Origin of the sequence: Bacillus sp. OV166, assembly GCF_900177675.1 — a bacterium.
Lineage (GTDB): Bacteria > Bacillota > Bacilli > Bacillales > Cytobacillaceae > Neobacillus.
In genome coordinates this window covers 2,983,083-2,996,394 of record NZ_FXWM01000001.1, presented here as the reverse complement: position 1 = coordinate 2,996,394, position 13,312 = coordinate 2,983,083, and the positions used below count along the sequence as shown (strand labels likewise).

The following is a 13,312-nucleotide window of genomic DNA, read 5'->3' as shown; positions in this document are numbered from 1 at the left end:
CTAAACATTAATTCGGTTGATATTGCTTCTTGCTGAGGAAATAACGTAAAAGGTTTAACGCAACAGTTTTTCTGTAAGTCGCAGTGGAGCGTTGATCGTCGATTGGTCGAATGATTTTATCAAAAGCTGCCATTACATGAGCGATTTCTGTATCGGCTAATGGTATGGTCTTTCCAACTAGCTTCCTTTCAATATCAATGGAACGAACCATTGTAGGTCCGACTGCCCCAAAGGCAAAGCGCACATCTTCGATTCGAGCATCATTGATCCGGATATATCCTGCAAACCCTACTTTGGCAATAGCATCTGCGTTGCGGTTGCCGACTTTCTCAAAAACAACATGTGCACCTTCTGCTAATATGGACGGCAAAATAACTTCTACCAAAATCTCATTTTGATAACGTTGTACCCTTCTTGGTCCTTGAATAAAATCGCTAATAGCTACTACACGATCACCATTTACAGAGCGCAACAGAAGCTTTGCATTGTATACATATAATAAAGGAAGTGTGTCACCTGCTGGAGAGGCGTTGCAAATATTCCCACCTAATGTCCCTCTGTTTCTTATTGCCGGGGCCGCAATGGTTTTAATGGCGTTCTTTAATGGTACCGGGATTAACGGATGTTCAAGTAATTCACTATAGGTACAGCAAGCCCCGATGTGAAGATCCTTCTGATTTTGATACACCCGCTTTAGTTCAGAAAGATGATCAATAAAAACAAGAGGTTTTGGGAGTTTCAGAGGTACTCCCCTACCACTTTTGTGAAGAACCATGACATCGGTGCCGCCGGCCATGATTACACAGTCTTCTCTATTCAATTGACTCAACGTTTGGTCTAAACGATCGAACCGATACGCGGCTAATTTCTCTACCATAATCCGTCACCTTTTTTAGCTGCCTGATTGATCGCATCAACAATCATATTGTAGCCTGTACATCGGCACAGATTTCCAGAAATACCTTCACGGATTTCAGCCTCTGACGGATGAGGATTTTTAGATAACAAAGCTGCACTTGCCATAATCATCCCCGGAATGCAATAGCCGCATTGTACTCCCCCTGCTAAGCTATAGCTCTCATCTAAAATCTTAAATTGTTCCGTTTCAAGTATCCCTTCTATCGTTTGAATATCGGCACCAGCAATCGAGCCTATGGGAATTAGGCAGCTGTTTTGCAGGAGATTATTCACAAAAACACTGCAGGCGCCGCACTCCCCTTCACCACAGCCTTCCTTTGTACCGATTAATTCAAAGTCATCTCTTAATAAATCTAGTAATCTTGCAGTAGCAGGGGCGTCCGTTTCTATGGTTCTTCCATTTAGGGTAAATTTAATCAACCTTCCCACCTTCTTTCATCCAAAGACTTTCAATAATGACTTCTGGTGTGATTGGAATTTGCTGAAATGAAGTTTGCAGTGCATCCTCAATCGCTGCTTGGACGGCCGGAGCGCCGCCGATTAACGTTAATTCACCTGCGCCCTTCGCCCCGTATGGACCGTCAGCATAAGGGTTATCAAAGACTTTACTTTCGATAGGAACAACGTCCAATGAAGTCGGCGGTCCATAATCCGATATGCTTTTTTGTTGGATCTTGCCTTGCTTTGACGTCATCTTTTCTAAATAACCGTACGCTAACCCTTGAGCCAAACCACCGTCAATTTGGCCTTTCATAATCCGCTCATCGATGACCTTTCCGACTTCATAATTACCGTATACCTTTTCTAACTTTACATTTCCTGTTAACGTATCCACTTCCAACTCAACGAAATTCACACCCCAGGAATAAGCCGGGTAAGCATCTCCCGTGAAGGTCATCTCGTTCCACGGGATCATTTCACGGTGAACATAATGCTCTACTACTTCCTGTTCCACCCCTGTTTGCCACTGAACCTTCAGTTTTATTGCGGCCCGTTCCAGCAATTTCCCGACAATCATTGTCGTCCTGGAAGCGACGGTCGGACCAGAGTCTGGAACCTCTTTTGTATCGGGATAAGGGTACAAAACATCTTCATAAGGGAGGTTTAGTTCTTTGGCGACAATTTTACACAGCGTCGTCAAAATGCCTTGTCCCATATCAGAATTGGAGATTTTTAGAGATACCTGGTCGTCCTTTGATTTAACCAGCTTCACTGTTGCTTTAATATGGTCTCGTTCGCCACTGCCTGTAAATCCACAGCCGTGGAGGAACAGCGAAGTTCCAATGCCTTTTTTATAGCGCTGACTTTGTTGATTGAAACGCTGAAACTCCTGTTTCTTCTTTTTGTATTCCGACGAATTGAGCAGGTCCTCAATCATTTCTTCTACTAATATTGGATCGCGGAATATTCCTTTGGTGATGGTGGGGTCTCCTTGTTTAACGAGGTATTTTCGTTTATATTCAAGTGGGTCGATGTTTGCTAGTTTACTAAGATGTCCGATATGGCTTTCGATTCCGGCAAAGCTTTGTGGTGCACCAAAGCCTCTGAAGGCGCCATTCGGAACGGTATTGGTTTTTAAGACATAGCCTTTTGCATGAAAATGAGGAATTTTATAAACGCCTGCACTGTTTATTAAGGCGCGCTGCAGCACGACAGAACTCAAACCCACATTCGCTCCGCCATCGAGATAGATTTCAACACAAAGGCTCAAAATATTTCCTTCCTTATCTAAGGCAGTTCGATAGTTGAGTTTGGCCGGATGCCTTTTTGTCGTAACCACCATATCCTCCGAACGGTCGAACACAAGCATCACCGATTTTTTGACTGCCTTTGCCGCAACGGCTACGTGACACGCCATCATCGAAGGAAAGTCTTCTTTGCCGCCAAAACCTCCGCCGGTAGGGCTTTGAACCACTCTGACATCATCGTCACCACAGGCTAACGCGCTTAGCAAGGCATTTTTTATATAATACAGACATTGCATCGATCCCTGGACTTCAATTTCATCATCCTTATAAATGGCAAGCATTCCTTGTGGCTCAAGGTAGACATGCTCCTGATAACCCGTATCATATTCTTCTTCGATGATTTGATAAGCTTTCTGCTCGATCGCTGAAATGATCTCTAAGCTTTCCCCAAATTCATAGCTTGCCATATTGACCCCGGCTGCAGATTTTTGCTTGATCGCTTCGTCCAATGTATAGATAGGCGGATGTTCTTCAAATTCAATCTCTACTTCATTTAACAAACGGTACAAGATATTCAGGTCTTTCCCAACGAGCATAAGAATCGGCTCACCAATATAATTGACCCACTCATTGGCAAAAATGGGCTGATCTTCTTTGATAATTTTGACATAATTCGGTCCAGGGATATCCTCTGCGCCAACTGCTTCATACCCTTCCGGAAGGTTTGGTAATTGGATGGAGCTGATTTTTCCATATGCAATCTGAGACCGAACCAAAACACCATAAACCATATTTTCCACTTTCACATCACTAATATAGGGCAGCTGGCCCGATACTTTTCCTGTATGATCCTTTTTGGGCACTGAGGTACTTATGTCTTTGAGACTCATTGCACAACACCCTTCGACTCATTTTTTATAGCGGACACATTATAAATAGAGAAACCTCTTCTTTCGATTTTATAAATGTGAAAGATATTTTATGATTAATTTCATTCAAGAATATCGTTGTTTTTAATTATATTTTTATTTCGGGCAGCTTTACCTATTTATGTAAGAATTTTTGACAAAGTATTTTCATTTAACTTGCTTGTTCTTTTCCGTTTCAATCAGTCAAGGTAGAATTAAACAACTTATTAAAAAAAGCCAAAATATACAAGCGGTGAAGTCGATTATCAAACATTCCGTATTTTACTATAACAAATCATAATGTTTTTAATTTTTACATAACTTTAACATCAATAATTATACAATTAATGGTATAATTATTGAAAAGGCTTACAATCTTTGGAGTTTGAGGTGAATAAAAAATGGATTTCTATGAAAAGTTACCTGAAGAGTTATTAATTCGTTTTTACTATGAAATTATTAATAATATTGAAAAAGGTATTCTTACGAAAAATATGTATTATGAAATAGGAATAATTATTTCTGTTGCTAATCGGAGCGGAATTTCCTTAGACCATCCTTCTGATTTTAATGATGTGATTAATCAGCAAGCCTTAAATGATTTATTACAATCAGAACAAGTTGGTACAAGGTGTAGTTCTCAGATTGCCTAGCCCTTATTTTGTTTAATGTTATAATTTAACTAAATTTACTTCCATAAATAAAAACTGACTTTTAATTATAAAAATGGGTGCTGCCAGATAAGGTAACACCTTTTTTTGCCCATCTTTTTGGTAAAGCACTCCGTTAGTTGAACAAGGTCGGTTCAAATAAGGTGCTACCAATTAAAGGTAACACCTTTTCCCGTTACTTATGTTGGTAATCTAATACTTCTACCTTAAAGCCGTGACTACATCCAATTTTCGGAAAATAACCTTACCTATTCACAACCTTTTTCAACTAACCTGCCCGTTAGTCGGATAAGAAAAAGCCACCAAAATGGCAGCTGAATCTTCAACTCTTGCAAATGTTAGTTAAACAACATCTTACGATAATTTGTCAATTAAGGATTTTTGGGAGGTGAAAGCACTAATACAGAGTTTGCTTTTGTGTCCCATCTGTTTTTATTCGATATACCATTTTCTCTGTTCTTGTGTAATAAATCCAATCGTCGAAAATGTTTATGTTCGTTACAAAATGTTCATTTAAAAAAGTTTTACCTGTTCCATCAAGCTTCATTTTGTAGAGATCACCACCAGGTACATCTACAGTGGTATAGTATATCCAACCTTTGGACACGTTGAAGGTTGAAGTAGGAACATCGCTTAATTTGATTTTATTTGATCCATCCAAAGTCATCTTATAAATTCTATTTTCATCTGCTGGATTTCTGAAATAAATCCAATAGCCATTTATTTGAATATTGTAGGCACTTGTATCATTTAGTTTTGTTTTTTCCGTTCCATCAATTTTTACTTTGTATGGTTTTTGGCCATCTGATACATTTTGGTAATAAATCCAATTACCAATTAGGTTAATGGCGGAGGATTGATCTTCATTTAATTTTATCCTTCCTGTTCCATCTACGTTTAATTTATATAATTTAGCACCGTCCGACTGATTTGCATAGTAAATCCAATTACCTGCAACCATAATATCGGTAGAACTATCATCCGTTAATTTTGTCCTTTCTGTACTATCAATTTTTATTTTGTATATCTTCCCATTATCCCTGCCATTTCGATAATAGACCCATCCATTTAAAACATTAATATAGGTTGGATCATCATTGGCCATTAACGGTGTATCCATTGTCAAATCTGTTTTAATTTTAGATAATGTTCCATACAACGCTGTACCTTGCCGTTTATTATAATAAAGCCATTCGTTTTCTTTACCAACAATGCCACTGTTCAATATATTACCTGCTGTATTCCCCAGCCCCTCCATAGACAAATCTTCAGTAAGTGATAATAAATATTGATTCTCCTGGGTTAGGACATTGACTCTATTTTTCAATTCATCATAATCAGAAGTAACCCTAATTACCTGATTTGTCTCATCCCATATAACCTTGGCCCCAACCCTGCTAAACTCGGCAATTGGAACATAAATAAAAGGGTAGGTTGCACCTGTAGGTTGAAAATTTAATACAGGATATAGCCCAGTATTAATATCTACACCATTAACCAATATAGGTCTATCTGCTGTGTACGCTGTAACAGGTTTGTATTGTAATTGCCTAGCTTCAATACTCTTTTTTGAAGCTAGTTCGGGAATCAATAGCGTTTGGCCAATATATATGATCGGGCTTACGAGATGATTTAAGAAAACAATACTTTCCACAGAAGTATTGAACTTCAATGCTATTGAATATAAATTATCAACTGGTTGAACAACATAACTAAGATTAAGGTTTCTGTTCATTATTGCACCCTCCTTATGACAGATTACATTATTTATCGTATTATTCTGTAAAAGAAAAAGTGCCTAATTGATTTTACATCCGTTAGTTCAATAATAAAAGGAGATGCCGCAGAGCACCGTTTAACTCTAGCACCCGTTAGCTCAAGAGCAAATGAAATACAACTCGTTAATTCTCCCAAAGCTCGACCAGTCGACCTTCAGGATCTTCAATCCACATAAACTTTCCAAATTCACTAATCTCTTTTTTCTTTGCAAGAGGTACACCAATATGTTCAAGATGCTTAATAGTCTCGTTTAGATTATGTACTTGGAAATTTAACATCACTTGTTGTTCTGTTGGAAAATAACTGTCATTCTCGGTAAAGAAAGAAAAGATAGTCTCATTTCCTAATTGGGGTTTAATCACAGTCCCATTCCAATTTTCTATTTCATCAATCTTCAACACTTCATTGTACCATTTTTTTATAACATCAAGATTCTTAGTTCTCCAAAATATTCCTCCGAAACCTTTTATTATCGTATCTAACTCCTGTCTGTCTTTAAATTTTTAGTTTTTCGATTATTGTTAAATTCCTTCTTCAACTCCCTCAGTTTGATACGAATATCTCTTGAATGCTCACTTATTCGCAGGATTTCATACCCCTTGTAATTGGATTTACGGGTAATTGAAATTAGTTCAGATCATCTTGGCTTCGTGAAGGCATAGTTAAATAAAGGAGCCAGCTTCCACTCCATATTTTACCATATAATGCACATCTCCACGCCGCCCCTGGAGGCTTTCCCTCCCATGTCTCAACGGGTCAATTGCCCTCTCATTCCTTCGTCATGCCTATCCAAGGGGTGGAGGCCAGTTATGCTAAACTGATGGGTCACAGTGCCCTTTTGTTGAAGAAACCTGGTACTCCGTGCATATTTGAAATCCTACGAATAAGACAACCTTCAAAATTAAAGTTAACTATTTTAATTGATACATTTTATATAGATCATGTTTTATTTCTATGCTACTAAAGGGACTAATACTTGGACTTTATTTGGACAGTAAGACTCGTTTCGTCGTGCTATTCCTACAAAAATCCTTGCTAGTTTACCTATCAGTTTCAATGAAGTTCTCTCATTGCACCCGGTTCAATCTCAACGAGTGCTGCTGCGATTGTTTTTGAAATTGGAAAGTTGGAAGAATCCACAATTCGTACACTACCACTAAGCGTTTTGATAGGTGTTTGTTTCAACAGCTCGTGCTTAAAGGTTAAAGGGACTTCTCCGTAGGGTGACTGGACTTCTTGACTTTCCAATGAACCTGGTACCTCCCCCTGATAGATATATACTTGTTCAGAAGGAATGGAGTTAAACGCATTCTCTGGTACTCCAAAATTGGCCGACAGAACATCTTTTGGAGTATGTGCAAACCAGTCGGAGATGGATAAGGTGGAAAGATCGGAAAAGTTTCCGTCATCGAAGACGAGCAGAAATTCGCAATGTTCCAAACCTTGAATCGAATGTGGGATACCTGGGGGAAAGTACCAAAGGTCACCAGGACCCACGTCGGCAATAAAATTTCGTCCTTGTTGGTCAACAGTGGTTATACGTGCCCGTCCCAACAGCATATAAGACCATTCAGCCTGTTTATGCCAATGAAGTTCACGTACTCCGCCGGCCGTTAAGCTCATATTTACTCCAGCAAGAGTAGTCGCTATCGGAAGTTCCCTGGCGGTGATCTCCCGTGACCATCCCCCGTGATTTAATGTCATAGAAGTGTCTGAGAATGAGAATTTCAAGTTAGGAACTAATCCTGCATCTGTAATAGGTGGGACGAGCATATTCGGATTTTGGATATCTCGCATAATATTACGCGGGCCTGAGTCAATCCCTCCAGCTCCATTACTTCGGATAGGTTGAGGCACGTTCCCACCCACTTGATTAACAGTTCGTTTATCCATCATTACGCTCCTCGTTTATGGGATTATTAAGGGAAAATTCTTTTTCATAGTGTATGACTTGGGCTTCCAATGGTTACTGTGCCTATTGATAAAATATACAGGGGCATCCCTTAATGAAGAAATGCTCCCTTAGTTTAAAATTAATATTAGAAACCACTTCTAAAATTTTTGTTGTTCAACTAAACTGCCACGTTAACATAATAAGAAAAAGCTGCCACTTAGACAGCACTGGTTTTTCGTTAAATCAACAGTCAGTTCAATAAAAATGCAGTTGAGAATCTTAAAAAGAGCAATCAGGCTAATCTCATTTGCTCTTTTTTCATATTATTGATTAGCCTGTTTAACCCATTTGGCACCCATTTTGTGCGTTTACCTTGATCTTAACATCTGCTTCCACATCATACCATATCGCCGTTTTGCACTACTGGTACAATTGTTAAAACGGTTTTTCCCGACATAAATAGCAGGATAAGTGGAAAAATCCCCGATAAGACAAATGTTCATTTTTAAAATAATGTCATGTGCAAAATTAACTAATATTAATTAAAGAGTCTAGCAAGAGCCATCTCTAACAGCAGCCACCATATCCATGATGGAATGGATAGCCGCCATATCCATGATGGAATGGATATCCACCATATCCATGATGGAATGGATATCCACCATATCCATGATGGAATGGATATCCACCATATCCATGATGGAACGGGTGACCACCATAACCATGATGGAATGGATAACCACCATAACCCATGCCATAACCAGGATAACCTCCATAACCCATACCGCTTCCAAAGAAATCTCTTTCCATTTTATATCTCCTCCTCAAATTGTTTCAAAAATAGTGTATGTGTCCATTTTTAAAGAGGAATAGATATTTGCCTATTTGTAAGTGTCTTCTTGGCTGTTATTTTAATTGCGGTATAGTCATAACTCCTCATGGTACTAGTGTTAATGCTTTTTTATATCGTGGGTTTTATTTCTTCGTATGTACCTGTGCGTACAAAAGATAAAAATAAAAAAACCCTTTGGGCTTGGCTTTAATAATCAGCACTTGTCCCATTCAGCTTTAATCTGAGTGCATATGTTATTATTAAGCCCGCCAGACATATATAATTACCTCAGAAAAGGCGTTTGCATGTATTGCAGACGCTTTTTTATTTTTAGAAATTGTTTAAGCAAAACGCATATTTTGTCCTAACCATTATGACAATTGTCCAATCCATCCTTGTCTTAAGAAATATATATACATAGTGAGAGTTTTTTCCTTCAGATATTCCAATAGGAGGTGAAATGATATGTGGGGCTTATGTGGCGGTTACGGTTATGGCGGCGGTTATGGTTATGGCGGCGGTTATGGCGGCAGTACATTTGTATTAGTCGTTGTATTGTTCATTCTGCTAATCATCGTACTTTCTAGTTTTTGCTAATGTTTGATAAACCAAATAGAAGGATTTTGGCTGAGTAAAGTAAATTTAAATAAGAATAGTTGGAGGCGTTATACATGGGTGATGGAATGGGAAGTGCTTTTGCGTTAATCGTTGTATTGTTCATTCTGCTTATCATTGTCGGGACTTCTTTCATGAGCGGCTACTAAATTGTACGGAACAAAGGGCGGGTTAAGTTAATCTGTCCCTTTGTCATATAGACTTCTGAAATGAAAGGAGGATGAAGCAAATGCCATTTGATCGAAGAGATCGATTTTTTCGTGATGACTTTAGAAGAAGACGATTTTTCCCCTTTTTCCCTTTTTTTCCCTTTTTCCCCTTTGAACTCGAAAGAGAGAGTAGAAGAAGACGTAGATTCTAGTAAGCAAATGATTTAAACAGTGTTTCCATAGGCCTATGGTAAGAACTTGCTGCCATCAAAGGCTGTTGTTCTTATTGAGCTAAGAATCTGGCTGAAGAAGGCTATTCTAGGACCTAAATGGGTCCTTTTTGTTTTGAGTAATTATCAACATTATTATTTAACAGAGTTTTTATTAAAAGGCTTCATACAAAATAGCCTGAATATTATTTATGCTGTAATCCGCTTACAAATTTGACCAATGACAGCATTTAAAATCATTACCAATAGTTTCGTATTCTGATATATTTAAAATGTCATACAGGCTAAATATAAAACATCCGTTCAAATGAGGATAGCGAAGATAGTAGCATCATAGATGCCGATCTTAAGGAAAAATAAAATTAAGCACCAAAATATAAAAACTGCCTTTAACGTCGAGGCAGATTTTTTTCTGATAAAAGAAAAATAAATTTAATTACTTCGATTTCTTCTTCAACTAACCTGCTAGTTAGTTCAACAAGTAAAAAAGCTGCCTAAATGACAGCTCGGATATCTAACTCTTACACCCGTTAGTGCAATAAACCCCAAAAGGAATATATTCCAAATAAAAAAATGATAAGACCCGATAATCGGTTAATCCATATTAAGGTTTGTTTTTTGAGAACTTCCTTGAAAAGCCCCACAACAAAACAGAGTATAAGCCACCAAATTCCTGAACCAAGAAATACACCTAAAACCAAAGTGACCACTGATCCTACATTAACTTGAGTGAGTCCCAATCCTGAAAAAATGCCAACAAAAGATATTATCGTCATAAGGTTTGTCAGAGTAAGGAGAAAAACTGAGGTATAATCCCCAAATAAATGCTGACCTTGGACTCGTGCAGGGTTTTCTGATGCTTTAGATATTGCTATTTTTATTCCTAAATAACAGAGGAATGCTCCCCCTGCTAAATGAACCCAAAACTGATGACCTATAAAAAAATTTGTAATAAAGGTTAAACCAAGCCCTGCAATAAGTCCATAAACTGCATCCGCACTTGCTGCCCCAACTCCCGACACAATACCATATATTCTCCAAACGTTCTTTTAATAACCAGTACACCAATAGGTCCTACAGGAGCAGCAATAGAAAAACCAATAACTAAACCTTTCAAAAATACAAGAATCTCCATAGGTGGGTATCCTTCCAAATAAAGTATCTATAGAAGATGTTAAAAAGAAGTTGTTTTATATATGTACAGTATTCAAGAATTAGTGGACATCATCGATTAAGAAATGCTGAAAACTGAAGAAGAAATGGAGTAAAAAGAGATGTTGTTATTAACATCTCTTTCTTTAACTAACCTGCCACGTTAGTTCAACAAGAAAAATCTGTTAGTCACCTAACTTTCCCCTTTACCTTAATAAGAAAAGGCGATTACTCTTTGTTCAGTAATCGCTCCTTTTCTTTTCTATTCAATAAAGTTTATTTTATTTTCCTGACACCACTCAAACGCAATTTGTTTAAAATACTCGTCCCGGTATGAATACCATTGATCTTCCATTTCAAAATCTATTAATTTGTCCTTAAATCTTCTGAAGGCACCCTTTCCCTTAATTTGACCATCCCAGACTTAGTATATAAATGAATGGCTCTTTGATTAGTAGGAGCTTCACGCAAATGATATTTAGAAACATTAGATTTTCTGAAAAAATTTTCTGCGTAGCGAATTAATTCCTTTCCAAGCCCTTTACCACGATATTCTGGTGTAAGATAGAATAAATTTACATAGCCAATTTCCTTCCCATCGAATTCCAGAATTTGAAGTTCCATTTGCCCAATTGATATATTGTCTTCTTCAATGATTACCTGTCCATTTGCGAATTTATTGACTCTTTCTCTTATCCGATTAATATAAGCAATTTCATCTCCAAAACCTTCCTCAGTCCCAAAACTTGCAACTGGATCTTCAACACAAGCACCCGTTAGTTCATCAAGAAACTACTCAACTAATCATCTAAAAGGTTTAATTCCAAAGAAATGCATACCTATTTCTCTATTAGTAAAAAATACTGAGGAGGTGAGAACAAATGGAAAATGATAATTTAAAACTTACATCTTCTGAAATAGGAACACTATGGGGGGAGTATGTAAACGGAACAATGGCCGAGATAGTAAATAGGTATATGATTTCTATTTTAGAAGACGAATCAATAAAAAAAGTTTTTGAAATAGCCATTGAGACATGGGAAAAGCAAAAGAAGCAGCTTGTTTCCTTCATTGAGAAGGATGGATTTCCAGTTCCCATTGGATTTACTGAGTCCGACCTTAATAAAAGTGCAGAGAGATTGTTTTCTGACACATTCTGCTTAAATTATTTACATATTATGACTATACATGGTTTGTTGGGTCATACCACTGCTTTTAGTGTTTCTGTCAGAAAGGACCTACGGGAATTTTACAATTCATGTGATAATGATGCAAAAAGTATGTACGATTTAACCATTGAGTTATTGCTTAAAAAAGGAATATTCCAAAGAGACCCCTATTTCTATCCTAACGAGAGCCCTGAATTTATTTCTACCAAAGATTTTACTGATGGATTCTTCGGAAAAGGGAGACTTTTATCTGCTACAGAAATTATCAGTATTTCTCTTAACATTAAAAAGGGCATTATGGCAAAGGTCCTTTCAATCGGATTCAGTCAAGTCACAGAATCGAAAGAAGTAAGAAAGTTTTTTGAGGAATTAGAAAAAACCGCAGATGAAAACCTACAAGCACTTTCAAAAATAATGCACAAGGATAATTTGCCAGTTCCAATGTCGTGGGAATCAGAGGTTACAACGTCAAAAGACTCTCCTTTTTCAGATAAATTAATGTTGTATCATATGGGTTTCTTGGCTCAAACTGCACAAGTATATTACGGGACAGGTCTAGCAGGAGCCATGCGAACAGACCTAGCTGTAGCTTATGAAAAAGCAATTCTAAAAACATTAGGAGTTACCAAAAACTGGTTCGATATTATGGTGAAAAACAAGTGGTTAGAACAGCCACCACTTGCTCCCAATAGAAAAGAACTGGCACAAGATAAATAAGATATACCCCTCATTAGTGAGGGGTATATTTTTAATTAGCTTCTTAATTTAATGGATAATTCCAACATAAAGTAGCTATTCCTTCTTCAACTAAACTGCCCGATAGTTTAAGTACAATACTTATCGATAAAAAGGAATAAAATGTGTTAAATACTTATAAAAGCGTCCGCTACTACGAATTGATTAATTTATAAAATTAGGTCCGCAATCATTTGGCTAAAGATTTACACAGCTAATCTTCGGCTGCATGGTTCATAAAATATGAATTTTTTTATTTTTTTAAGTCATCCTACTTATATATAGGAGGCGAAATTATGGAAAAACGTCAAGAATCTGTCATCGCGGTCCGTAAGAATGGAGATGACGATATTATTGAATTAAAGTTGTCAAACGGTCAAGTCGTTGATTACAAAGAAGCACAACAGATGGCAAAAAGTGGGTTAATTGTAAACGTCAATGTTTTCATGGGTGGCGATGGAGAGGAACATCTTCGGAGCAATCCGGACGGTGATCCGACCAACAACCTTGATAATCTCCCCCAGTTCTGACGGAAATATTAAAAAAGAGTCTTTTAGTAACGGGTTCTATTA

Annotated in this window: 15 protein-coding genes and 1 pseudogene; 5 read left to right on the top strand and 11 right to left on the bottom strand. The window is 37.5% G+C overall.

Features of this window, described 5'->3' with window-relative positions:
* Positions 1–7: 7 nt before the first annotated feature.
* Genes CCK98_RS14450 through CCK98_RS14440 form a run of 3 tightly spaced genes read right to left on the bottom strand, consistent with a single transcriptional unit; the run spans position 8 to position 3,496 of the window.
* Positions 8–877 carry a xanthine dehydrogenase family protein subunit M gene (locus tag CCK98_RS14450; protein WP_088087224.1) on the bottom strand — a complete coding sequence of 290 codons (870 nt, stop codon included), beginning with the start codon at positions 875–877 and terminating at the stop codon, positions 8–10.
* Positions 871–1,347 (bottom strand): (2Fe-2S)-binding protein, encoded by a 477-nt coding sequence (locus tag CCK98_RS14445; protein ID WP_256942348.1) that lies wholly within the window; start codon positions 1,345–1,347, stop codon positions 871–873. Before CCK98_RS14445 ends, CCK98_RS14450 begins: the two co-directional genes overlap by 7 nt.
* Positions 1,331–3,496, bottom strand: coding sequence for a xanthine dehydrogenase family protein molybdopterin-binding subunit (locus CCK98_RS14440; protein ID WP_088087222.1), 2,166 nt, complete (start codon positions 3,494–3,496; stop codon positions 1,331–1,333). The genes CCK98_RS14445 and CCK98_RS14440 overlap by 17 nt, the downstream gene beginning before the upstream one ends.
* Positions 3,497–3,915: 419 nt before the next feature.
* Between CCK98_RS14440 and CCK98_RS14435 the strand changes: the two genes are divergently transcribed.
* Positions 3,916–4,167 carry a hypothetical protein gene (locus CCK98_RS14435; RefSeq protein ID WP_088087221.1) on the top strand — a complete coding sequence of 84 codons (252 nt, stop codon included), beginning with the start codon at positions 3,916–3,918 and terminating at the stop codon, positions 4,165–4,167.
* A 415-nt stretch (positions 4,168–4,582) separates the two neighbouring features.
* On the opposite strand, the gene CCK98_RS14430 is transcribed toward CCK98_RS14435, so the two are convergent.
* From CCK98_RS14430 to CCK98_RS14415, 4 genes and pseudogenes are all read right to left on the bottom strand, one after another.
* The gene (locus tag CCK98_RS14430) at positions 4,583–5,920 is read right to left on the bottom strand and encodes a DUF5050 domain-containing protein (RefSeq protein WP_088087220.1); all 1,338 of its coding nucleotides are present in this window, start codon (positions 5,918–5,920) and stop codon (positions 4,583–4,585) included.
* A gap of 166 nt (positions 5,921–6,086) precedes the next feature.
* Positions 6,087–6,437 carry a VOC family protein gene (locus CCK98_RS14425; protein ID WP_088087219.1) on the bottom strand — a complete coding sequence of 117 codons (351 nt, stop codon included), beginning with the start codon at positions 6,435–6,437 and terminating at the stop codon, positions 6,087–6,089.
* A 583-nt stretch (positions 6,438–7,020) separates the two neighbouring features.
* A pseudogene (locus tag CCK98_RS14420) lies at positions 7,021–7,857 on the bottom strand (cupin domain-containing protein); the annotation flags it as partial.
* Positions 7,858–8,425: 568 nt separating this feature from the next.
* Positions 8,426–8,668 (bottom strand): hypothetical protein, encoded by a 243-nt coding sequence (locus CCK98_RS14415; RefSeq protein WP_088087218.1) that lies wholly within the window; start codon positions 8,666–8,668, stop codon positions 8,426–8,428.
* Positions 8,669–9,155: 487 nt separating this feature from the next.
* Here CCK98_RS14415 and yjcZ point away from each other — a divergent pair, with 487 nt between their 5' ends.
* Both yjcZ and CCK98_RS14405 read left to right on the top strand, forming a co-directional pair.
* Positions 9,156–9,287, top strand: coding sequence for a sporulation protein YjcZ (gene yjcZ / locus CCK98_RS14410; protein ID WP_088087217.1), 132 nt, complete (start codon positions 9,156–9,158; stop codon positions 9,285–9,287).
* 86 nt (positions 9,288–9,373) lie between these two features.
* Positions 9,374–9,454, top strand: a complete 81-nt coding sequence (locus tag CCK98_RS14405) for a YjcZ family sporulation protein (protein WP_269320614.1) — start codon at positions 9,374–9,376, stop codon at positions 9,452–9,454.
* Positions 9,455–10,214: 760 nt separating this feature from the next.
* Here the strand turns inward: CCK98_RS14405 and CCK98_RS14400 are convergent.
* The 4 genes from CCK98_RS14400 to CCK98_RS14390 form a co-directional block, all read right to left on the bottom strand.
* On the bottom strand, positions 10,215–10,706 hold the full coding sequence (locus CCK98_RS14400) for a LysE family translocator (RefSeq protein WP_256942347.1): 492 nt from the start codon (positions 10,704–10,706) through the stop codon (positions 10,215–10,217).
* Complete coding sequence (locus CCK98_RS36275) at positions 10,643–10,819, bottom strand: hypothetical protein (protein WP_256942602.1); 177 nt, start codon at positions 10,817–10,819, stop codon at positions 10,643–10,645. The genes CCK98_RS14400 and CCK98_RS36275 overlap by 64 nt, the downstream gene beginning before the upstream one ends.
* A 279-nt stretch (positions 10,820–11,098) precedes the next feature.
* Entirely contained in the window at positions 11,099–11,191 is a 93-nt protein-coding gene (locus CCK98_RS36270; protein ID WP_256942346.1) for a hypothetical protein, read from the bottom strand.
* An 11-nt stretch (positions 11,192–11,202) separates the two neighbouring features.
* Entirely contained in the window at positions 11,203–11,532 is a 330-nt protein-coding gene (locus CCK98_RS14390) for a GNAT family N-acetyltransferase (RefSeq protein ID WP_256942554.1), read from the bottom strand.
* A gap of 185 nt (positions 11,533–11,717) precedes the next feature.
* Here CCK98_RS14390 and CCK98_RS14385 point away from each other — a divergent pair, with 185 nt between their 5' ends.
* A complete protein-coding gene (locus CCK98_RS14385) occupies positions 11,718–12,722 on the top strand; it encodes a DUF3231 family protein (protein ID WP_088087215.1) in 1,005 nt (334 codons plus the stop codon).
* A gap of 314 nt (positions 12,723–13,036) precedes the next feature.
* Entirely contained in the window at positions 13,037–13,270 is a 234-nt protein-coding gene (locus tag CCK98_RS14380) for a DUF3892 domain-containing protein (protein WP_088087214.1), read from the top strand.
* Positions 13,271–13,312: the final 42 nt, after the last annotated feature.